This is a genomic window from Nioella sp., assembly GCF_965215655.1.
Lineage (GTDB): Bacteria > Pseudomonadota > Alphaproteobacteria > Rhodobacterales > Rhodobacteraceae > Nioella.
On the sequence record NZ_OZ244111.1, the window covers coordinates 3,870,217 to 3,891,738 of the forward strand.

16 protein-coding genes are annotated in these 21,522 nt (G+C 59.7%); 6 read left to right on the forward strand and 10 right to left on the reverse strand.

Annotated elements, in window-relative coordinates:
- The 3 genes from ACOOEX_RS19300 to ACOOEX_RS19310 all read right to left on the reverse strand — a co-directional run bounded on the left by ACOOEX_RS19300 (position 1) and on the right by ACOOEX_RS19310 (position 3,753).
- Complete coding sequence (locus ACOOEX_RS19300) at positions 1-906, reverse strand: LysR family transcriptional regulator (protein ID WP_420396352.1); 906 nt, start codon at positions 904-906, stop codon at positions 1-3.
- A 259-nt stretch (positions 907-1,165) separates the two neighbouring features.
- A complete protein-coding gene (locus ACOOEX_RS19305; protein ID WP_420396353.1) occupies positions 1,166-3,199 on the reverse strand; it encodes an FAD-dependent oxidoreductase in 2,034 nt (677 codons plus the stop codon).
- A gap of 167 nt (positions 3,200-3,366) precedes the next feature.
- Positions 3,367-3,753, reverse strand: a complete 387-nt coding sequence (locus ACOOEX_RS19310) for a hypothetical protein (RefSeq protein WP_420396354.1) — start codon at positions 3,751-3,753, stop codon at positions 3,367-3,369.
- Between the two features lie 473 nt (positions 3,754-4,226).
- Here ACOOEX_RS19310 and ACOOEX_RS19315 point away from each other — a divergent pair, with 473 nt between their 5' ends.
- The 4 genes from ACOOEX_RS19315 to ACOOEX_RS19330 all read left to right on the forward strand — a co-directional run bounded on the left by ACOOEX_RS19315 (position 4,227) and on the right by ACOOEX_RS19330 (position 11,264).
- Entirely contained in the window at positions 4,227-5,684 is a 1,458-nt protein-coding gene (locus ACOOEX_RS19315) for a mannose-1-phosphate guanylyltransferase/mannose-6-phosphate isomerase (RefSeq protein WP_420396355.1), read from the forward strand.
- 68 nt (positions 5,685-5,752) lie between these two features.
- Entirely contained in the window at positions 5,753-6,253 is a 501-nt protein-coding gene (locus tag ACOOEX_RS19320) for a hypothetical protein (RefSeq protein WP_420396356.1), read from the forward strand.
- Between the two features lie 5 nt (positions 6,254-6,258).
- The gene (locus tag ACOOEX_RS19325) at positions 6,259-8,391 is read left to right on the forward strand and encodes a glycosyltransferase family 2 protein (protein WP_420396357.1); all 2,133 of its coding nucleotides are present in this window, start codon (positions 6,259-6,261) and stop codon (positions 8,389-8,391) included.
- Positions 8,388-11,264 carry a glycosyltransferase gene (locus tag ACOOEX_RS19330; RefSeq protein WP_420396358.1) on the forward strand — a complete coding sequence of 959 codons (2,877 nt, stop codon included), beginning with the start codon at positions 8,388-8,390 and terminating at the stop codon, positions 11,262-11,264. The genes ACOOEX_RS19325 and ACOOEX_RS19330 overlap by 4 nt, the downstream gene beginning before the upstream one ends.
- 58 nt (positions 11,265-11,322) lie before the next feature.
- Here ACOOEX_RS19330 and ACOOEX_RS19335 read toward each other — a convergent pair whose 3' ends face one another.
- Genes ACOOEX_RS19335 through ACOOEX_RS19360 form a run of 6 tightly spaced genes read right to left on the reverse strand, consistent with a single transcriptional unit; the run spans position 11,323 to position 17,241 of the window.
- Complete coding sequence (locus ACOOEX_RS19335; protein WP_420396359.1) at positions 11,323-11,697, reverse strand: Na+/H+ antiporter subunit G; 375 nt, start codon at positions 11,695-11,697, stop codon at positions 11,323-11,325.
- A gap of 10 nt (positions 11,698-11,707) precedes the next feature.
- Positions 11,708-11,977, reverse strand: coding sequence for a K+/H+ antiporter subunit F (locus ACOOEX_RS19340; RefSeq protein ID WP_306044462.1), 270 nt, complete (start codon positions 11,975-11,977; stop codon positions 11,708-11,710).
- Positions 11,974-12,465 (reverse strand): Na+/H+ antiporter subunit E, encoded by a 492-nt coding sequence (locus ACOOEX_RS19345; RefSeq protein ID WP_420396360.1) that lies wholly within the window; start codon positions 12,463-12,465, stop codon positions 11,974-11,976. Before ACOOEX_RS19345 ends, ACOOEX_RS19340 begins: the two co-directional genes overlap by 4 nt.
- A 3-nt stretch (positions 12,466-12,468) precedes the next feature.
- A complete protein-coding gene (locus tag ACOOEX_RS19350) occupies positions 12,469-14,019 on the reverse strand; it encodes a monovalent cation/H+ antiporter subunit D (RefSeq protein ID WP_420396361.1) in 1,551 nt (516 codons plus the stop codon).
- The gene (locus ACOOEX_RS19355; protein ID WP_306044459.1) at positions 14,016-14,381 is read right to left on the reverse strand and encodes a Na+/H+ antiporter subunit C; all 366 of its coding nucleotides are present in this window, start codon (positions 14,379-14,381) and stop codon (positions 14,016-14,018) included. Before ACOOEX_RS19355 ends, ACOOEX_RS19350 begins: the two co-directional genes overlap by 4 nt.
- A 1-nt stretch (position 14,382) precedes the next feature.
- Entirely contained in the window at positions 14,383-17,241 is a 2,859-nt protein-coding gene (locus ACOOEX_RS19360; RefSeq protein ID WP_420396362.1) for a monovalent cation/H+ antiporter subunit A, read from the reverse strand.
- Between the two features lie 617 nt (positions 17,242-17,858).
- Between ACOOEX_RS19360 and ACOOEX_RS19365 the strand changes: the two genes are divergently transcribed.
- Positions 17,859-19,034, forward strand: a complete 1,176-nt coding sequence (locus tag ACOOEX_RS19365) for a nucleotide sugar dehydrogenase (RefSeq protein ID WP_420396363.1) — start codon at positions 17,859-17,861, stop codon at positions 19,032-19,034.
- Positions 19,035-19,211: 177 nt separating this feature from the next.
- On the forward strand, positions 19,212-20,900 hold the full coding sequence (locus ACOOEX_RS19370; RefSeq protein WP_420396364.1) for a hypothetical protein: 1,689 nt from the start codon (positions 19,212-19,214) through the stop codon (positions 20,898-20,900).
- Positions 20,901-20,915: 15 nt separating this feature from the next.
- Here the strand turns inward: ACOOEX_RS19370 and ACOOEX_RS19375 are convergent, their stop codons facing one another.
- The gene (locus ACOOEX_RS19375) at positions 20,916-21,518 is read right to left on the reverse strand and encodes a hypothetical protein (protein ID WP_420396365.1); all 603 of its coding nucleotides are present in this window, start codon (positions 21,516-21,518) and stop codon (positions 20,916-20,918) included.
- Between the last annotated feature and the right edge of the window lie 4 nt (positions 21,519-21,522).

Here is a 21,522-nt window from a genome sequence, read left to right on the forward strand (position 1 = left end):
TCACCAGTCGCCCGGACCCTTGTCGCGGAACTGGTCGACCAGGAAGTCGATAAACGCGCGCACCTTGGGCTGCGTGTAGCGGCCCGGCGGGTAGATCGCGTAGATGCCCTGGGTTTCCTCCGGCAGATCCGGGATTGCGTCAACCAGCAGGCCCTGGCGCATCGGTTCGGCGTAAAGGAAGCTGGGCAGATAGGCGATGCCAAGCCCGCCGATGGCGGCATTCAGCAGCGACTGACCATCGTTCACTGTCAGCGACCCGGCGGTGCGCACCTGGCGTACCTCGCCAGAGGGCGCGGTGATTTTCCACACATTGCCCGCCGCCTGATTGGAATAGTGCAGCAGCTTGTGATCGTTCAGATCGTCGATCCGTTCGGGCCGTCCGAATTTCTTGAAATAGTCAGGGCTCGCGATCATCCGCTTGGTGGTTTCCGTCAGCTTGCGGGCGCGCAGGGAACTGTCCTCCAGCTCGCCCACCCGAATGGCCATGTCAAACCCTTCGGAGATCAGTTCCACATAGCGGTTGTTCAGCACCATATTGACGGTGATATCGGGGAAAGAGTGAAGGAAATCGCCGAGGATCGGAGAGAGGTGATTGACCCCGAAGTCCGTCGCGACAGACACGCGCAGCATGCCTGAGGGTGCTGATTGCATCGCCGTCACCAGCGCATCCGCTTCACCCGCATCATTCAGAACGCGCCGGGCGCGGTCGTAATAGGCCAGGCCGATCTCGGTCGGGCTGACGCGCCGGGTGGTCCGGTTCAGCAGCCGCGCCCCGAGGCGGGTTTCCAGACTCGAAACGTGCTTGGATACAGCAGATTTCGAGATCCCCATTTTCTTGGCCGCATCCGTGAACCCCCCCTGGTCCACGACTGTGGCGAAGGCTTCCATTTCCGTAAGACGGTCCATTGGGTCACCTATGTGCTCTTTTCGTTTCGCACATTGGTATCGTTTCCAAATGCGGCGCGATTGCGGAGCACTACAGGCCAAAGCCGGGTATTACCGGGGATCGTTAAGGGCGGGGAAACAAAAAATGACACAGTCCGACCCTCACTGGGACGTAGAAACCATGCCTCAACCCCTTTCATCTTGGTAAAAATACCTCAGGGGGGTGCGGGGGGAGGATCCCCCCGCGGGTCGACGCCGCAAGGCGGCGAAACACCCAGGGTCAGAGGCTTGCCGCCAGCCGCGCGCCCTGATTGATGGCCCGCTTGGCATCCAGTTCGGCGGCCACATCCGCCCCACCGATGACATGCACGGGCTTGCCCATGCTTTCCAGCCGATCCGCCAGCGACCGTTCCGACAGCTGTCCAGCGCAAAGAACAATCGTATCGGCCTTAATCAATGTCGGGTTCTCCCGCGCCTCGCCATAGCTCACATGCAGCCCATCCGCGTCGATGCGTTCGTAGTTCACACCCCCCACCATCTCGACCGCCTTCATCTTCAGCGCGGCGCGGTGAATCCAGCCGGTGGTTTTGCCGAGCCGTTTGCCAAGCCGTTCATTCTTGCGCTGCAACAGCGTGACCTGACGGGCAGGGGCCTCGGGCTTCGGTCCGCCTTCGGCAAGACCGCCACGATCCTCTGCCGGGTCGCCCACGCCCCATTCCCGTTTCCACAGATCGAGATTCTCTGTCGGGCTCTCGCCCTCATGCACCAGATATTCCGCCACATCGAACCCGATCCCGCCCGCGCCGATGATGGCCACTTTCTCGCCAACCGGGGCCTTTCTGGACAGCACGTCGATATAGGACAGCACATTCGGCCCGTCTTGGCCGGGAATGCCTGGATCGCGCGGCACGATGCCGGTGGCAATCACCACCTCGTCGAACCCGTCCAACTGCTCCGGCCCGGCCTCGGTGCCAAGGCGCAGGTCGACACCCGCCCGGGCCAGCATGGTTTCGAACCAATCCACGAGGCCAAAGAACTCCTCCTTGCCCGGGATCTGCTTGGCCATATTGAGCTGCCCGCCCACCTTATCGGCCTTCTCGAACAGCGTCACGGAATGCCCGCGCTCGGCGGCGATCACCGCCGTCATCACGCCAGCGGCACCCGCGCCCACGATGGCCACCCGTTTGGGCGCATCCGTCGGCTCATAGCGCAGTTCGGTCTCGTGGCAGGCGCGCGGGTTCACGAGGCAGGAGGTCAGCTTGCCGCTGAACGTGTGATCCAGACAGGCCTGATTGCAGGCGATGCAGGGCGCGATCTCGTCGGCCCGACCCTCAGCCGCTTTGGCGACGAAATGCGCGTCCGCCAGGAAGGGGCGCGCCATGGACACCATGTCGGCGCAACCTTCGGCCAGAACCTCCTCGCCCACGTCCGGCATGTTGATCCGGTTCGAGGTGATCACCGGGATGCCCACCTTGCCCATCAGCTTCTTGGTGACCCAGGCAAAGGCCTTGCGCGGGACGCTGGTGGCAATCGTGGGAATGCGTGCCTCGTGCCAGCCGATGCCGGTATTGATGATCGTGGCGCCCGCTTTCTCAATCTCCTGCGCCAGCTGCACGACCTCATCGAAGGTGGACCCCTCAGGCACAAGGTCGATCATCGACAGGCGGTAGATGACGATGAAATCGGGGCCCACGGCCTCGCGCACGCGCCGTACAACCTCAATGGGCAGGCGAATCCGGTTTTCATAGCTGCCGCCCCACCGGTCTGTGCGCTTGTTGGTGTGTTTCACGATGAACTGGTTGAGGAAATAGCCCTCCGATCCCATCGCCTCGACCCCGTCATAGCCCGCCTCGCGCGCCCGCACGGCTGCTGTCACGATGTCGGCGATCTGTTTCTCGATCCCCTCTTCATCCAGCTCTTTCGGAGGGAAGGGAGAGATCGGCGATTTGATCGGAGAGGCCGAGACACAATCAGGGCTGTAGGCATAGCGCCCTGCGTGAAGGATCTGCATGGCGATCTTGCCATCGGCTGCATGGACCGCATCGGTGATGACCCGGTGATTGGCGATGTCCTGATCGGTAAAGAGCCCGGCCGCCCCCGGAAACACACCGCCTTCCTTGTTGGGGGCCATGCCGCCCGTCACGATCAGCGCCGCCCCGCCCCGCGCGCGTTCCGCATAGAACTCCGCAACCCGGGGCCAGTCCTTGGTTTCCTCCAGCCCGGTATGCATCGACCCCATCAGAACCCGGTTCTTCAACGTGGTGAAGCCAAGGTCCAGCGGGGCCAGAAGATGGGGGTAAAGCGCGTGCGTCATGGTCGTGTCCTCCGATGCGCAAAGATGACGCAAGGCGGGCGGACTGTCACCCTCTACGCCGCGTCACCTGGGGTGTTGCGGGCTGCGGGTGCGGAGGGAAGAGCGCTTGGGATGGGTGCAGAAAAAATCCGCCGCACCGGGTCAGGTGCGGCGGATTGGGGTAGCAATTAGCGCAGCAGGCTGTAGGCGACGCCGTTCTGCCCGTTGCTATTGGTCCAGGTGAAGGTGGTCGCGCTGGTGATCATGATGACGTGCCCGTTGGGGGAGTTGTAGGTGCTGGCCCCGCTGCGGATATAGCGGAAGGTCTGGCCCTGCACGTCGCCACCGGCGATCCGGTGAAGCGTGATCTCGCTCGGCGTGACCGTCACACGTTCGACCATCGAGCGGCCGTCATGCCAGTATCCCTGGTAGTTGCCCGGAACAAGCTGCGGCGCCTGCGCCTGAGCATGGGCACCGGACGGAATGGCCACCGTGGTAATTGCAGCAGCGGCTAGGGCGGGCGTGATAACGGACTTGAAGAAAGCGCGGCGGGAGGGGTTGGATACGGTCGTCATGGGTCATTTCCTTTGGTCAAGTGCCGCCCGGACGGTGCGGCGTGTCTGGTGGAAGCGGTGTTCGTTTCCGATGACCCAAAACTGTCATCTGCGTGCGATCCATCGTATGGGGTCGATACCCCAATCTGAAATAATCGGCAGAGAGCAAAGGATTTCCATTTGCCTTGGTTCAAAACGCGCGATCCGCCGCCGCGATTGAAGCGACAAGGGTTTCTGTATCAAATCCTCTACTGGTCAGCAACTGGATCTGAGGGGTCAACAAAACGCGAATCACGGACATTCCGAACGGCATACCGTTGGCAGATTGGAGCAAGTGCGACGGGATGGGGTATGCTGGCAAGGCCTAGCCGAAGGCGTTGATCACACATGCGCCACCTTGACCCTTCAAAGTGAACAAGGCATGTGATCTATCAATGGCGGGTCGTGGTTTTGTCTACGGCCATAGACTTCATTATCAAGTTGGAAAAATAAGTATGCAGCCGTCGTTTGAAATTCATCCATTGGTATTGTGTGGCGGTTCAGGGACCCGTCTTTGGCCCCTGTCGCGCAAGAGCTATCCCAAACAGTTCGTTCAGTTGATTGGCGACCGGTCGCTCTATCAACGATGCGCAGAACGCATGACCGGTACGCGCGGCGCGGTGACCTTTGCCGCGCCTACGATCCTGACCGGATCCGACTTTCGCTTTGTCGTGACCGAACAATTGCAGGACATCGGAATTGATCCGGGCGCCATCCTGATCGAGCCCGAGGGGCGAAATACGGCCCCGGCGGTTCTGGCCGCCGCGTTGCACATTGCCAAGACCTCGCCCGAGGCTCTGCTGCTTGTCGCGCCATCCGATCACATCCTGCCGGATGCCGATGCGTTTGCCGCAGCGCTGGAACTGGCGGCAGGTGCGGCCCTGAACGGCGATCTCGTAACGTTCGGCATCGCCCCTGACTACCCGGAAACCGGGTACGGATACCTCAAACTGGCTGGAACGCATGACGAGGACGCGGCCTACAAGCTGGAACGTTTCGTCGAGAAGCCCGACCAGGCCACCGCCGAACAGATGGTTGCCGATGGCGGGTTCCTTTGGAACGCGGGTATTTTCCTGTTCGCCGCCAAAGACATCATCTCTGCCTTCGAACGCCATGCGCCTGATCTTGTGACACCCGTTCGCGCCGCAGTGGAGCAGGGTGAACCGGATCTCGGGTTCTTCCGCCTTGCCCCAGATCCCTGGGCAGAGGTGCAGAACATCTCGATCGACTATGCGGTCATGGAGAAGGCCGACAATCTCAGCGTGGTTCCCTTCCGGGGCAGCTGGAGCGATCTGGGAAGCTGGAGCGCTGTCCGCGACCAAAGCGCAATCGATTCCGATGGTGTTGCCTGCGCGGGGCCGGTAACGGCCATCGACTGCAAGAATTCCCTGCTTCGGTCAGAGCACCCGGATCAGGAACTTGTCGGACTTGGCCTTGACGGCATCGTTGCCATTGCCATGCCAGACGCGGTGTTGATTGCCGATATCAACAGAACGCAGGACGTGAAACTCGCCGTTCAGAGCCTTGCCGCAAAAGGTGCCCGTCAGGCAGAAGCCCTGCCCGTCGACTACCGTCCATGGGGGCATTTCGAGACCCTCGTGCTTGGCGAGCGGTTTCAGGTTAAGCGAATCGTGGTCAAGCCGGGCGCAAGCCTCAGCCTTCAGAGCCATCATCACAGGTCGGAACACTGGATCGTCGTGCAGGGTACGGCGAAGGTTACGGTTGACGAAACGGTCAAGCTGGTTTCCGAAAACGAGTCCGTCTACATTCCTCTCGGGGCTGTGCACAGAATGGAGAACCCGGGGAAGGTCGACATGGTGCTGATCGAGGTCCAGACGGGTAGCTATCTGGGTGAGGATGACATCATTCGGTACGAGGATGTCTATTCCCGCGGGCAAGGTGCGAAAGGGTGACTCGGTGAAGAGGCCGCGCAATGCATAGAGGCAAAGAGTACCCGTACCTGTCACCAATCGGATGACTTATGAGTGAAACGGACAGAAACCAACCCGATGCGGAAGTGCAGGCAATGCTGCGGGCTGAAATTCTGTCTCTTCGGACTGAGCTGGCGCAGCGGGATGCGGAAATTCTCGCGTTGCTGCGACAGTCGGACGAGACCGTCGTCACCGAGGCCCCTCGCCAGCCGCCAACTGGACTCAGCCGTGGATGGCTGAGAACACGGCTGGCCAGGCTACGCCACCGCCTGATGCTGCGTCATCAGGCGAGCGCATTGGCAAGAAGCCGCTATTTCGACGCAAACTGGTACGCGGCGCGCTACCCCGAATGCGATGGCCCGGACAAGGCCGCGACCCACTACTTGCTGCGTGGCGCGTTTGCCGGGCATGATCCGGGTCCGGATTTCCATACCAAGGCCTATTACAGCGCCAATCCGGATGTTGCCGAGGCGGGCTGGCCTGCTCTGGCGCACTACGTTTTACACGGACAAGCGGAAGGTCGGCGGCGCGGACCAGCCGCCGGAGGCTAGGCGCAATGTCCGGCGAAACCATCATCGACACATCCCGTGCGAAATTGCTGAAAGACTCCGCCCTGTTCGACGCTGAATGGTACGCGACGCGGAACGGGGACGTGGCCTTGTCCGGGCTGGACCCGTTGGATCATTTTCTGAAAATCGGTTGGGGCCTTGGGCGCAGCCCCGGACCCGAGTTCGACACCCGTGCTTACTTGGCCTACTTCCGAGAAGTTGCGGATAGCGGCATGGATGCGCTGACGCACTACCTGCAATACGGCGCCTCAGAAGGCCGTGCAGCCAATCCCCTTCAACAAGACCCAATCTTGCGGGCGCGTGTGAAAAGCGATGTGCTTCGCAATCGGCTAAACGTGTTCGGTCAGACATCCGCACTTAAGGGGCTCCAGCGGCTCGCGGATGAGGAAACTGGCGATGCTGCGGGCTTCGCTGGCCGTGACCTGGCGCTTTGGCATCTTCGGCAATGGCGGATGACCCAATCCCGTGACAGCGTGACAACGGCAGGTCGGCTCGCCCATAAGGCCCTTGTCTCGGCGACGGACCCCGCTCTGCGCAGTCGTTTGCTGACCATTGCCCTTGTTGCAAATGCATTGGCGGGTCAGTCAGCCCCGTCGGACGCAGTCATCCGCGACTGGCAGATGCAGGATCTGCTGTGCAACGAAACCTGGTTTGCGCTGGCAGGCTTTGAAGCCACGGAAAACGGGCGCCTGAGGCTGATCAACCGGGCGCTTGCGGCATACGGCCTTGGCGAATTGACCTTGCGCGATGACACGAGGAGCCTGGCCTATGACCGCCTGATCCCCAATCGGCCTCCCCAACCCGCAGACGGACCGCTGGTGTCCGTCCTGATCGCGGCCCATCAGGCAGAAGACACCCTTCCAACCGCATTGCGCGCCGTTGCAGACCAAAGCTGGCGCAACCTTGAGATCATTGTCATCGACGACGCGAGCAGCGATGGAACCGCGCAGGTCGCCCTGGATGCGGCAAGAACCGATCCCCGTATCCGGCTGAAACGGCTCTCGCAAAACGGCGGCGCCTATGCAGCACGCAACGCCGGGCTTGCCATGGCGCGTGGTGAATACGTTACGCTTCATGACGCGGACGATTGGTGTCACCCCGACCGGGTTGCCGTGCAGATGGGCCTGATTCTTGAAAGCGGAACGGCAATCGCCTGCACGTCCGAGCATGTGCGCATGCATTCCGACCTGACACTGACACGCCTGAGCCCGGAGGCGAGTTTCCTGACGGAAAACACGGCGTCCCTCCTGTTCAGACGACAACCTGTAAAGGATGCCTTGGGACGTTGGGACACTGTGCGCGTCGCGGCGGACAATGAACTGATACGCCGAATACGCCGGGTGTTCGGGCCTGCCTCCGTCATTTCCGGAAAGACCGGCCCGCTGGCGATGCTGCGCGACAGGGAAGGGTCCGCGGTTCGCAGTGGCCCCCTGTCCATCGACGGCTATGTCACCGGCGCTCGTCTGGCTTATCTTGATGCTCAGGAACACTACCATCGTACTGCCTCTGTGGCCGACCTGCATTACACGGCAGACAGTCGCCCGTTTCCCGCACCCGGCATCATGAAAGGACGTGATCAATCCAGTTACAAGCTGTCCCTGGTACTGGCCGCGGATTTGCGACACTGCGATTGGGTGGTGGAAACCTGCCTTGAACTGGCATCCCTTTCCGATGGCCCGGTCGGTCTGGTGCCGCTTGCCAGACCTCTGGCACCGGATATGCTCGACACCTCCTTCCGCCTGTGCACGAGAGTGCGCGAAGCTCTCGACGGTCAGCGCCTTCTTCACCTCTGCCCGGGAGAATCGGCTTCGGCCCCGTTGCTGATCGCGCCTGACCCGGAGACATTGCAGGAGCTTCCCGGTTCCCTGCCCGAGGTGCGGGCCGAAAGAGTGCGTCTTCTGGCAAGTTATTCTCCGGTCGCCACGCTTCCCGGCTCGGGGCGCCGCCTGGTGCGATATGATCCGTCCACCTGCGAATCCTCTGCACGCCGGTTCGCGACAGGCCCTTTGGAATGGTGGGCCGGAAATCGTGCCATCAAGCAGGAGCTGATCAAGGCGGGCGCCAGTCGGGTCGCGCGTGCAAAGATCCCGTTCGACGTGTTGCACGGGCTTCTCAGATGATCGGGCCAGCCTTCACGAAAGAGGAGTTCGATCCGGTCTGGTATCTCTCGACCTATTCTGACGTGCGCGCGGCAGGGCTGGATCCATGGGAGCACTATGCAGCCCATGGCCACGCAGAGGGGCGCTTGGGCGGCCCGGTGCGTGCATTGGAACTCGATCATGACCTGTGGCGGGGATTCGAGGCACAGGCGTTACCGGAACTGCGGCTGCTGCTGAAAAACGGGTCGGCTCGTGAACGGGCAATCGCAGGATGGGTCTTTGCGCGTCATGCGGCCAGCAAATCACGCTGGAAATCCGCGCATTCTGCTATCAGATCCTTTTTCGATGGCGGCGATCTGGGCACCTCTATCGTTCCGCACAAGGGCCCCTGGGTTCTTGGGGTAAAGGCCGCAACCATGTGCCGAGAGCTTTCGGTTGCAAAAGAGCTTTTGCGGAAAGCGAGGGACCGGTTCGGCGATCACGCCGATCTATCACTATCGGAGATCGAGATTGCGGTTGCCGAAGACGCCCCGGATCACATTGTGTCCAACCATCTCGCCGAGATCTACGCGGCAACCGGTCTGGCAGGCATTTCCTTGCGGCCGGGGACGCTGCCGCGGCTGGACAGGCTGACAGCCCCGAATCCGCCTGCACCGGTTGAACAGGGTCCACTTGTCAGTGTCATTGTCCCCGTCCATCAGTCTGAGGCGACCCTGGGCACATGTCTGCGAGGGTTGACCGACCAAAGCTGGCGCAATCTTGAGATCATCGTGGTGGATGATGCCAGCACCGACAACACTGCGGGTGTAGCGGAAGCGGCAGCGCAGTCAGATCCCCGCATCAGGGTCATTCGTCTGCAAGAGAACAGCGGCGCCTATATTGCCCGCAATACCGGTCTGGCAGACATCCGTGGTGCGTTCTTCACCGTTCATGATTCCGATGACTGGTCCCATCCGCAAAAGATCGAGGCACAGGTTGGGCCGCTTCTGGCCGACGGTGGCCCGGTCGCCTGTGCATCGCACTGGGTTCGGACCGGGTCTGACCTTTCAATGTCGCTTTGGCGGGTCGAGCAGGGCTGGGTCTATCGCAATGTCTCGTCCCTGATGGTTCGCGCGGAGATGCGCGAGAAGGTGGGGTATTGGGATCGCGTGCGCGTCAATGCCGATACGGAATACTATCATCGTCTGCTTGCCGCATTCGGTTCTGACTCAGTGATCGAACAGCATCCCGGCGTGCCCCTGGCCTTCGGTCGAAACGCGCCGCAATCCTTGACGCTGTCGTCCGCCACGCATCTTTCAACCCAGTTCCGGGGTCCGCGCCGATGCTATTTGGATGCCGCGCTGCACTGGCACGATAGCAGGCTGTCTTCGGTTGACAGCAGCGCGGGCGCGGAGGCGCGGGCGGCCTCGCTTTACCTTCCGAGACATCCGGCGGAACGGCCATTTCCAGCGCCCCCAGAGCTTCGACCTGCCGATGATGTGACCGCGGCCAGTGACTACGCCCTGATAGCTGGGTCTTCGCATTTCGATACGCTTTGGTATCTGACGCGAAACAAGGACGTGCTGGCTGCGGATGTCGACCCTGTGCGCCACTATCTGGAAACCGGCGGACAGGAAGACCGCGATCCCGGCCCCCTGTTTTCGGACTCAGCATGGCGCGCAAAGCGAAAACTGGACATGCAGGCCGTGCCGCTGCTGGATTACGAGCAGCACCCCGACAAGCCCCCGGCTGAACAGTTCCGGTTTGATGGGGCGCTGGCAGGCATCGACGCCGAAACCGCGCTTGTCTTCGCGCATTCCGCCGATCGGCAGATCTTCGGGGCTGAGCGAAGCCTGTTGCGAGCATTGGAACGTCTTGGCAGTGGTCTCGACGGTCCCCGGATCGCTCCTGTGACGGTGCTGCCATCGGCGGTAAACAAGCAGTACCTGGAAGACGTGCGGAAAAGATCGGCAGCGGCTGTGATCCTGCCGCAACTCTGGCGGCATCGCTTTCGCCCCGTGTCGGACCACACAGTTTCCGCGATACGAGCCATGATCCGAGCCTATCGCCCGACCGCAATACATGTGAACACGATTGTCCTGAATGCACCTCTGGTGGCAGCACGGGCTGAAGGATGCCCCTCGATCGTGCATGTACGCGAGTTGCCCGCCGAAGACCCGCAACTGTGCCGCATTCTTGGCAACAGCGCCCGCGGTCTGAGACGCCGCATCCTCAGCGAGGCCGATCGTTTCATCGCGAATTCCCCTGCTGTTGCAGACTGGCTGGATTGCCCCGATCGCGTCGACGTGCAACCCAATGAAATTGATCCTGCCCTGTTCGATCTGCCCTTTACCCCGGGGTCTGCTCTGCGCGTTGGCCTGATCAGCAGCAACATCGCCAAGAAGGGGGTAGCGGATTTCGTCTCGGTTGCACGCATGGTTGCCAAAGCCGAGGCCTCAGAAAACGTCCCGCCTGACGCGCGTTGCAAGTTCCTGTTGATTGGGCCGGACTCTGCCGATCTGAAAGCATTGGGCCCGCTTCCCGACAACACGGTTCACACAGGCTATGTCGATGGGTCAGTGGCCGCGGTGGAACAGACAGACCTTGTGCTGGTGCTCTCGCATTTCGCGGAGTCTTTCGGGCGCACGACGTTGGAGGCAATGGCAGGCGGTCGCCCGGTGATCTGCTATCGTCGCGGAACGCCGCCGACATTGATCGAACATGGTCGAACCGGCTTTTCCACGCCTGCGGATGATCCAGCGGCAGTGGCCAATGCCGTGATGTCCATATCCGTTGCGCGGTTCGGTCTGCTGGAACTCAGCCGCGCCGCCAGAAAGCGGGCCTTGCTGCTCAGCCAAATGGCCGCGACGGAACGAACTGACGGACCTTCTGCAGATCGGAGCGCCGCCACCTAGAGAGTGCGCTTTACATCGCTTTGGGCGGGATCTCGGGCTTAATGGCTTGTAGTCAACGTCAACGGTCCGAACCGGGGCTAGGTGGGTCGTCATAGATCGACCAACCGTATTCCCCTGTAGTCTCCGGAACATCCTTATCGCCAAGGTTGCGTGCCATATATGCCTTGGCGATGAAGTTCGCCGTGATCGGCGCCGTTAGGAACAGGAACAGGGTGATGAGAAGCTCGTGAAACGAGACCTGTCCGTATTTGGCGTAGAAGTAGATCATCGAGGCGATCAGCACGCCGCCTACACCCAGGCTGGTGGCCTTGGTCGGGGCATGGAGGCGTTGCAGCGTGTTCTTGAGTTTGACCAACCCAAAAGACCCCACAAGACCGAAGATACCACTCACGACAAGGGCGAAGGAGACGAGGATTTCTGCGACGATGCTCATGTCTGTCGTCCTATTCGATGATGTCGCCGCGCAGCAGGAAGCGGCAATAGGCGACCGTTGAAACGAAGCCGACCATCGCGATCAGCATCGCGGCCTCGAAATAGATCGCAGTGCTGTGCCAGACGCCATAAAGCACCACGAGGGCGATTAGGTTGATCACCATGGTGTCAAGAGCCAGGATCCGGTCGGCCGCGTCCGGGCCGACTGCAATACGCCAGAGATTGAGCAACAAGGCCAAGGCGTAGCAACCGAGCGCGAAGGTAAGGGCATATTCGATCATGGGAATATCTCCATCAAGCGGCGTTCGTATCTGGTCTTGATCTCGTCACGGACAGCATCGGGGTCATCGGTATGCAGGCAATGCACAAGGATCGCACTGCCATCTGCGGCAAGCGTCGCGGATACCGTACCCGGAGTCATGGTGATCGTGCCTGCCAGCACGGTGATTGCCTCGGCCGAGGTGAGGTCGAGCGGAACGGGAATCCACTGCGAGCGAATCTTCGATTCGGGCTTGAACAGGATGATCAAGGCCACCTGCACATTGGCCACGACGATATCCCAGAGCACGACAAGGATGTATTCCGCGATCTTGAATGGCCGGGCGATCCTGGGGCGGTCGGGCCAGTAGGCAGCGGTGAACATCGGGATGAAAAGTCCGAAGACCGATCCGAGGATAAGGTTGCCCAGGGTGAAGGTGTTCACCAGTCCAAGCCAGACGAAGATGAGCGTCAGGCTGAGAAGCGGATGCGGGATGAGACGGGTCAGCATGGCTCAGCGCTCCTCCACAGGGCTCAGGACAGCTTCGACATACCCCGCGCGGTCAAAGAGTTGGGCTGACGTATTGTCGAGATAGGCCGAGACGGGACCAGCGAAGATGGCAAGCCCCCCCAATACGGCCAATGCAAGCATGACGGGGGCAACCTGCCCCACCGTGGCAAGGGGTGGCTGGATCGACGCGGCGCTGTCTTCGGTTTCACCGTCTTCGGCGTCGGGGACGGTGATTGCCGTGGATTTCCAGAACAGAACGCTGCCCGCGCGCGCAAAACCGACGATGGTCAAGAGCGACCCGATCAGGATCGCGGACCAGGCCCATCCAATCAGGCCGGGCTCTCTGATCGCGTCAAGAACGAGCAGTTTTCCCAGAAACCCGCTCAGCGGTGGCATACCGGCCATGGCGATGGCCGCGGCGAAGAACAGGGCCGCGAACAGGCCGTTCTGCCCTGTCGGCAGCTCTGGTCGCAGCGCGTCCCCTGACCGGCGCGTGACGACAAGGTCAGCGATCAGGAACAGGCAGGCCGCCGCGAAGGTCGAATGAACCATGTAATACAGCGCCGCTGTTGTGGCGGTGGTCGAGAACACGGCAACCGCAACCAGCAAGGTGCCCATGGACCCCACGACAGAGAAGGCGATCAGCGGCATCAGACGCCGCGCCCCAAGAACGCCGAACGCCCCGAGGGCGATGGTCACGATGGCTGCCGGGAAAAGCCACGTACCCGCCAGATCCTCGGTTCCGGGGCTGCCGGGGCCAAACACCGTGGTATGGACACGAAGGATTGCGTAGGCGCCGACCTTGGTCATGATGGCGAAGAGCGCAGCAACCGGCGCGGGCGCGTTGGAATAGGATGCGGGCAGCCAGAACTGCACCGGGAACAGCGCCGCCTTCACCGCAAAGACGATCATCAGCAGGATCGCGGCAACGCGCACCAATGCGGCCTCTTCGGCCGGGATCTCGGGAACGCGGAGGGCGAGATCGGCGATGTTCAGCGTCCCGGTAGAGGCGTAGAGCGTCCCAAGGGCAAACAGGAACAGCGTCGAGCCAGCCAGGTTCATGACCACGTATTGCAGCCCTGCACGCATCCGGTCCTTGCCGCCGGAATGGATCATCAGCCCGTAGGACGCGATCAGCAGAACCTCGAAGAACACGAACAGGTTGAAGATGTCTCCGGTCAGGAAAGCGCCGCAAATACCCATGAGCTGGAACTGGAACAGCGCATGGAAATGCCGGCCGCGCGCGTCCCAGCCCGTGGAAATGGCGTGGATCAGCACGATCAGCGCAAGCGCCGAGGTCAGAAGGACCATCAGGGCGGACAGCCGGTCGAGGACCAGAACAATGCCGAACGGCGCAGGCCAGTTGCCAAGCCGGTAGACATGGGTCGCGCCATCGGCGGCCATGTAGGCAAGGCCCAGGGCAATGGCCAGCAGCAGCACCGTGCCCGCAACCGAAGCGATGCGTGCCAGCGTGATATCGTGGCGCATCACGAAGCCGATGACCGGGGCAAGCAGGGCCGGCAGGACGACCGGCAGAATGATCCAGTGCATCACGCGGACCCCTCGTTTGCGGCGTCTGCGCCGTTCTCTTCAGGCTCCATGTCGATCTGGTCGCTATCCGCTTCCAGAAACGCGCCAAGCCCGATCATCACCAGCACCGCCGTCATCCCGAAGGAGATAACGATTGCGGTCAGCACCAACGCCTGGGGCAGCGGATCGGTGTAGCTGGCGTCGCCATAGGGCGACAGGACGGGCGGCAGGTTGGTGGCGAGCCGCCCGCTGGCGAACAGGAAGACGTTCACCGCATAGGACAGAAGGGCGAGCCCGAGGATGACAGGGAAGGTGCGGAGGCGCAGCAGAAGATATACGCCTCCCGCCGTCAGAACGCCGATACTGCTTGCAACGATGATCTCCATCTCAGCGCTCCTCCTCGTCCGGGACCCGATCCGCCGGGTCGTAGTCCATCGGATCGACATTCACTGTCTCACCGGCGAAGCGGGCGATCCTGCTCAGGCTGTAGAGCATCAGCATGACCCCGCCCAGAACCGTCAGGAACACCCCGAGATCGAACAGCATGGCTGTGGCGACCTCGAATTCCTCGATCGGCGGCAGATGAATATAGGTGAAGTCGCTGGTCAGGAACGGTCGCCCAAAGAGCCAGGAACCGACACCGGTCAAGCCAGCGATCACGACGCCAAGCCCGATCATCGTATGGTATTCCATCCGCTGACGTTCCTGCGTCCAGGCAAAGCCGGAAGCCATGTATTGCATCAGAAGCGCGATCGCGATCACCAGGCCGGCGACGAAGCCGCCTCCGGGCTGATTATGGCCGCGCAGGAAGATGTAGGCGCCCACAACGATGGCAATGGGCATCATGACGCGGGTGGCGACAACCATCATCATCGGGTGGCGGTCACGAGACCGGTCATGCGAATAGTCGGTGTTCTTCAGCCGCCGCGCCGCCGGTCCGTCCAGCAGCGCGTGCATGACCGCATAGATCACCAGCCCCGCGATTCCCAATACGATGATTTCGCCGAACGTATCGTAGCCACGGAAATCAACGAGGATGACGTTGACCACATTGGTGCCGCCGCCGCCCTCGTAGCTGTTGGCGAGGTGATAGTCGGAAATCGTCTCGATATCGCGCATCAGGAATGCATAGGCCAGCGCGGCCACGCCGCCCCCGGCCCCAAGCGCGATCACACCGTCGCGCAGCTTGAGTCCGGCAGAGCTTTCCTTCGGGGTGATCTTCGGCATGAAATGCAGCGCCAGAAGCAGCAGCATGATGGTGACCGTCTCGACCGAGATCTGCGTCAGCGCCAGATCGGGCGCCGAGAGATAGGCGAACCCGGCAGAGATCGACAGGCCGATGATCCCGATCAGAACAAGCGCCCGGAAGCGGTGGTGATGCATCGTCACGACAGACAGCGTTGCGACGATCAGCATGACCCAGCCCACGAAGATCACCGGCGACACGGGCAGAAGCTCTCGCGTCGGGGCCGAGAGGCCGCTGGAGGAATAGGCGACCCAACCCAGGGCCACGGAACTTGCCGTGAATATCGCAAGGTAGCGGCTGATTGCGCCATTGTGGCCGATCTCGGTGATCGCGCGAGATGCCGCGACAAGACCTGCGATCAACCGGTCGAAAATGGCCTTTGCCTCGGGCCTTGGCGCGGCGATCCATAGCCTGTCGAGCGGCTTGTGCAGGAGCAGAAGGATGATGCCGCTCGCAACGGCAATGACAGACATCCACAGCGCGGGCGTGAACCCATGCCAGATCTTCAGATGCGGATGCAGGTCCGCGCCGGTGACTGCATTGGCTGCGGCCGTCACGATCCCTTCGGCAAGGAAGGGCGCAACCCCGATGATAACGACCATCGCCACCAACAGTGCCGGTGCGGCCCACATACCGAAGGGCGGATCATGGGGCTTGTGCGGATAGTCATCGCGCACCGGACCGAGGAAGACATGAGAGATGAAGCGCAGCGAATAGGCAACCGACAGGAGCGCCCCGATCGTGGCCATGACCGGCACCGCATAGGCGCTGCCGAACCAGTCGGTATGCGAGGCCTCTTCCAACATCAATTCCTTCGACAGGAACCCGTTGAACAGTGGAATACCCGCCATCGACAGGGCCGCAGCCGTTCCGATGAGGAAGGTAATCGGCATCAGGTGCCTCAGCCCGCCAAGCCGCTTGATATCGCGGGTATGGGCCTCGTGATCCACGATCCCCGCGGTCATGAAGAGCGCGGCCTTGAAGGTCAGGTGGTTGATGATGTGGAACACGGCAGCCACCGCGGCGGCCTGCGTGCCGAAGCCAAGCAGCATCGTCAGCAGTCCGAGATGGCTGACCGTCGAGAAGGCCAGAAGCGCCTTGAGGTCATCCTTGAACAACGCGATGAGCGCGCCCAGAACCATTGTGACGAGGCCGGTCGTGGAGACGATGTAGAACCATGCATCTGTCCCCGCGAGCGCTGGCCACATCCGGGCCAGCAGGAACACGCCAGCCTTCACCATCGTGGCAGAGTGCAGGTAGGCCGAGACGGGCGTGGGTGCCGCCATGGCGTGGGGCAACCAGAAATGGAACGGGAACTGCGCGGATTTGGTGAACGCCCCCAGAAGGATCAGGATAAGTGCAGGCAGATACCATTCGGACGCGCGGATCTGATCGCCAGCAGCCAGAATATCCGTCAGGTTGTAGCTGCCCACGATATTGCCGAGGATCAGCATCCCGCCGATCATCGCAAGCCCGCCCGCGCCAGTGACCGCCAGCGCCATGCGCGCGCCCTGACGCCCCTCTGGCAGGTGCTTCCAGAACCCGATCAGCAGGAAGGACGACAGCGAGGTCAGTTCCCAGAAAATCAACAGAAGCAGAATGTTGTCCGACAGCACGATCCCCAGCATCGCACCCTGAAACAGCAGCAAATATGTATAGAACTGCCCCATCGGATCTTCGCCCGACAGGTAGAACCGTGCATAGAGCGTGATCAGCAGGCCAACCCCGAGGATCATCCCCGCGAAGAGAAGCCCAAGACCGTCCAGAAAGAACGAGGCGGATAGCCCGAGCTGCGGCAGCCACTCGATCTGGGCCTGAACCACGTCACCCTGCATCACTGAGGGCGCCAGAACGACCAGCATCGTCAGCGCCAGAAATGTCGGAACTGCCGTCGAGATCGCGCAGACATTGCGCCCAGCCCGGATCATCAAACCCGGCAACAGCGCCCCGGCGAAGGGCATCACTGCGATGAGAAGAAGGAGAGTCCCCCCAAGACCCATGGTATGTCCTTGTCCCTTATATTTATCTGGCCAACTCGTACCGGGCGCGGCAACTCATTGCAACGGAGAGTTATTGTCGCGCCACTGACGGTCGGCCTTATCCAATTGGTGCCGCTAAGATATGTCCGCGATATAGGCTTTCAAGGGGATTCACTTCGGAGAAGGTCATGGGTGCCTGAGGACGGGAGATCCTCCGTCTGGGAGGGTCTGAGCTAACCCTAAAAATCGGGACACTGACGTAAGCTTCGATTTGCTGTCTGCTGGTCTTAACCACGAACGAGCTTAGCGACGTCGAAACCGAAGCAACATCATCCAGCGTTCAAGACCAGGTCAAGTTGCACATGAGGCGCTGATGGGGTAGTCGGACACGGTGAGCTCAATGTGTCGAATTCCATGAAAAAACCTTTGTGAACATGATGATATATTCCATTCAAAATGGACACTCTGCGGGGTTCGGTTTGGTCAAATCTACAAGTAAACTGGGTTGCCCAAAAGCGGAACGGCCCTTGCGCCAGGATGCAGGCGAAAACTCATTCCCGACGCTCTCGCTGCTTCGGCGCTGTTGCTCACGCAAGGTCGTGCTCGATTCTCAAGACTACTCAAGAAAGGCTCTTTGAATGTTTGGGAAGAAGATTTCTGTTGTCGGCATTGGCTATGTCGGTCTGTCAAACGCTGTGCTGCTGGCGCAAGGTCATGAGGTTCGTGCGCTCGACACTGACGTCAATCGTGTCACCATGCTAAACGAAAAGAAAAGCCCCATCTCGGATACAGAGATCGAGACCTATCTGGCGGAGAAAGAGCTTGATCTGACAGCAACGACAGATCCTGCCGTTGCATTTGCAGACGCCGATTTCATTATTGTCGCAACGCCAACAAACTATGATGCCGCAACCAACTTCTTCGATACTTCGACGGTTGAAGCAGTCATCAAGCAAGCCATCGCGTTGAACTCGACCGCGACGATTATTATCAAATCTACGGTGCCCGTCGGCTACACTAAATCGCTTCGCTCAAAGCTCGGCTCGGAACGGATCATCTTCAGCCCCGAGTTTCTCCGTGAAGGCCGCGCCCTCTATGACAATCTTCACCCGAGTAGGATCATCGTAGGTGAAAGGTCTGACCGGGCACAAGAATTCGCAGGTCTGCTGAGCAGCGGAGCACTGTCTGAAGATGTGCCCGTGCTTTTGACGGACTCTTCAGAAGCAGAGGCCATCAAGCTTTTCGCGAATACCTATCTTGCCATGCGCGTTGCATATTTCAACGAGCTGGACAGCTATGCTCTCAGCCACGGGCTGGACTCTCGTCAGATCATTGAAGGCGTAGGGCTCGATACTCGCATAGGCACACATTACAACAACCCATCTTTCGGATATGGCGGATACTGCCTGCCCAAGGACACCAAACAGCTGTTGGCCAATTACTCCGACATCCCGCAAAACCTGATCGAAGCCATCGTAAAGGCGAACCGAACGAGAAAGGACTTCATCGCAGAGCAGATCTTGATGCGAAAGCCACAATGCGTCGGGATCTACCGCCTGATTATGAAGCAGGGATCTGACAATTTTCGCCAAAGCTCGATCCAAGGCGTGATGAAACGTCTCAAAGCGAAGGGGATCGAGGTAATCATCTTCGAGCCCGCCATGGAGGAGGAGGTGTTCTTCGGGTCCGAGATCTGCCGCGACATGGAGAGCTTTGCGGCGCGTGCAGACGTCATCATTGCCAACCGAATGACCGCGGATCTGGATTCTGTTTCCGACAAGGTCTTCTCCAGGGATCTCTTCGGATCCGATTGAGCCAAGGAGTACTGGAAACAAGGCAGACATCTTGATAATCGAGCCTGTATCCAGTGGCTGGATGTCGCGTATGAAGGGAAGCTTTCGGCTGTCAAAATCGGTCAAAACGGACGCGCGCGACAAAACTAAAACTCAAAGGCCACATCGTGTTGTGATGCCCGACTCTAAGGAAAGCGAATGATCCCCAGTTCCAATCTGACCAGAGCCGACCAGACCGCCGTTTCAGAAGCGCCTGGCGCCGTTGGGCCGCTTTCGACAGAGACGCTGTTTTGGAGAGCGCGTTTTCTTCGCGAGTCCGCTGATCTGCATCATCTGCCGTTCCTGTTCTGGCTGGTTGAGGTTACGCGCCCACAGCTGGTGGTGGAGTTTGGCGTGGGAACCGGCGTTTCACATTTTGCCACCTGCCAAAGCCTGGACAAACTGATGCCGCAAGCGCGCTGCGAAGGCGTTGGCGTCTGGGAAGACGGTGATGTTCCCACGGATTTGGCCGAATACAACGCACAGCACTATGCGGAATTCTCTTCGCTGAGATCAGGCGATCCGAAAGCCGACATTGGCCGCTACGATGACAAAAGCATCGACATCCTACACGTTAATCAACCTGCCGATAGCACGCTTCTGTCCTGCCTTCGCTATGATTGGCGCCACAAGATGTCCTCTCAGGGGGTTGTGGTTCTCCACGGACTGACCTCTAATTTCGGGTCGGATGAAGCACGCGAGTTCATTCGGGACCTGGAACGTTCATTTCCCACCATTCGCCTTGAAAACGGCGATGGCCTTATCGCCGTGTTGTACGGTTCACGCCGCAGCCCGCAGCTGCAAAAAGTGGCTGAGTCCTCAAGTGGAAGGCACGGGTTCTCAAGACTTCATTCTGCACTCACTCGGTTAGGTTTCCTGCATCACTATGAATGGCGGTTTGTCGATCAGTCCGAAAAGATTGCCCAACTCCGTAACCAGCACCAGTCACTTGAAGCTAGTGAACGGGAAGAGCGTGAAAAACGCCAGGTTTTGAATCAGCAGCTTCAAGACCTCACCTCCGCATATGATGAACGAAATCAGGTTTTGACAGTTCTGCAAAGCAAAGCCTTTGATCATCAGTCCGAGCTGTTCGATGCCAAGCAGAGCCTGCTGGATTTGCAGGCGCGTCACGAGGCGACTCTGCGCGAGCAAGAAGGCCAAGAGCGCAAGATTGAACAACTTCAAGAGGCACTGTCGATAACGCAGGAAGAAACTGACCAGTATAAGAGGGAGTTCGAGGCTCAGGAATCTCGATTGATGGACCGGATCGGCGATCTTGAACGGCAACTCAGCAATCCCCAAGCATCAACGGACAGTGAGTCGCAAGTTTCACGTATGCTCTCAAATCTTGAACAGCAGCTTAGCGCACAGCGGTCCAGCGCTGAAAACCAACGCCGTGAACTAGAGGCAACTATAGAAGAAAACAAAATACGCGTAACCGAGCTGCTGGAAGAGAAGCGCGAAACTGCCAGTCGGGTTGCATCTCTGTCGTCCAGCGTCAGCACGCTGGAAACGAAGAACCGTCAAGTCATTTCAGAAAATGAAGATCTCAAAGAAAAACTGACTTCCGCCAATGAGAAGGTGAAGCTGCTTGAGAACAAGCTGGAAACCCGGGAAGCGGATTTCAATGCCCTTCTGAATGCACTTGAGGCACAAGAGATTGATGCAACGCTTCAAGCAGGTGAATTGAAAACCACGATTGCAGAACGAGATGAGCAGATTGCGCAGCTGTGTGACCAGGTAGAACTGCTGGAAGCTACCAAGGATGAGATTCTTAGCAGTACGTCGTGGAGAATGACGGCACCCGCCCGTTCAGTTATTAACAGGATTCGCGGCCGGGCGGAGTAACTGGCCACTACCCAACTAGCTGTAGTCGACATGATCTGCTGCGTAGGTCACGTCAAAGAACATACCGATCAGGCGCGGTATCATCTCTTTTGAAACACAGTCTGGGTGCAACTCAAACCGCGCCATTCTACCTACAATCTCCGTTGGGGATATCAGGTCTTCTACGACCTGATACCTCGGTCGATTGGTATAGTCGTCAAAGAGCACGGTAACATGCTTCGTTATTCTCAAACACAAAGTTGCAAAGCACGCCATGCGAAAGCGCCCGTCAATCAGAACCGCATCAGGGTGGCGAAAAAAGGCTTCCTCCCACACTGCAGTTGGATACCGATAATACTGCTGCCAGTTACTATCATCGATTGGGCGACCCCAGGCTCCGGTCTCTCCAATATCGACGTGATAAACAATTGCCGGTGATGGCAATTTTTCGACATCCAGCTCTTTTTGAAGCGCGATCGCCCAGTCCCTGTCAGACTCAACGCTGACAACGAACTTTCCGTCGAGCTGAGCTGCAAGCCGGGTCGATCCACCTGATCCATATTCAAGAATGACATGTGCCGCACTGTAGTGCTCTGCCACCAAGGCGGCTTCGGCTTGTGGAAGGGTCGGGGATGTCACTGTT

Bases quoted from the DNA above. Each gene is read 5' to 3' on its own strand.
- ACOOEX_RS19330 (WP_420396358.1), top strand. From the start codon at position 8,388: ATGATCGGGCCAGCCTTCACGAAAGAGGAGTTCGATCCGGTCTGGTAT.
- ACOOEX_RS19355 (WP_306044459.1), bottom strand. From the start codon at position 14,381: ATGGAGATCATCGTTGCAAGCAGTATCGGCGTTCTGACGGCGGGAGGC.
- ACOOEX_RS19365 (WP_420396363.1), top strand. From the start codon at position 17,859: ATGTTTGGGAAGAAGATTTCTGTTGTCGGCATTGGCTATGTCGGTCTG.
- ACOOEX_RS19345 (WP_420396360.1), bottom strand. From the start codon at position 12,465: ATGCTGACCCGTCTCATCCCGCATCCGCTTCTCAGCCTGACGCTCATC.
- ACOOEX_RS19320 (WP_420396356.1), top strand. From the start codon at position 5,753: ATGAGTGAAACGGACAGAAACCAACCCGATGCGGAAGTGCAGGCAATG.
- ACOOEX_RS19370 (WP_420396364.1), top strand. From the start codon at position 19,212: ATGATCCCCAGTTCCAATCTGACCAGAGCCGACCAGACCGCCGTTTCA.
- ACOOEX_RS19325 (WP_420396357.1), top strand. From the start codon at position 6,259: ATGTCCGGCGAAACCATCATCGACACATCCCGTGCGAAATTGCTGAAA.
- ACOOEX_RS19335 (WP_420396359.1), bottom strand. From the start codon at position 11,697: ATGAGCATCGTCGCAGAAATCCTCGTCTCCTTCGCCCTTGTCGTGAGT.
- ACOOEX_RS19315 (WP_420396355.1), top strand. From the start codon at position 4,227: ATGCAGCCGTCGTTTGAAATTCATCCATTGGTATTGTGTGGCGGTTCA.
- ACOOEX_RS19305 (WP_420396353.1), bottom strand. From the start codon at position 3,199: ATGACGCACGCGCTTTACCCCCATCTTCTGGCCCCGCTGGACCTTGGC.
- ACOOEX_RS19360 (WP_420396362.1), bottom strand. From the start codon at position 17,241: ATGGGTCTTGGGGGGACTCTCCTTCTTCTCATCGCAGTGATGCCCTTC.
- ACOOEX_RS19340 (WP_306044462.1), bottom strand. From the start codon at position 11,977: ATGATCGAATATGCCCTTACCTTCGCGCTCGGTTGCTACGCCTTGGCC.
- ACOOEX_RS19300 (WP_420396352.1), bottom strand. From the start codon at position 906: ATGGACCGTCTTACGGAAATGGAAGCCTTCGCCACAGTCGTGGACCAG.
- ACOOEX_RS19310 (WP_420396354.1), bottom strand. From the start codon at position 3,753: ATGACGACCGTATCCAACCCCTCCCGCCGCGCTTTCTTCAAGTCCGTT.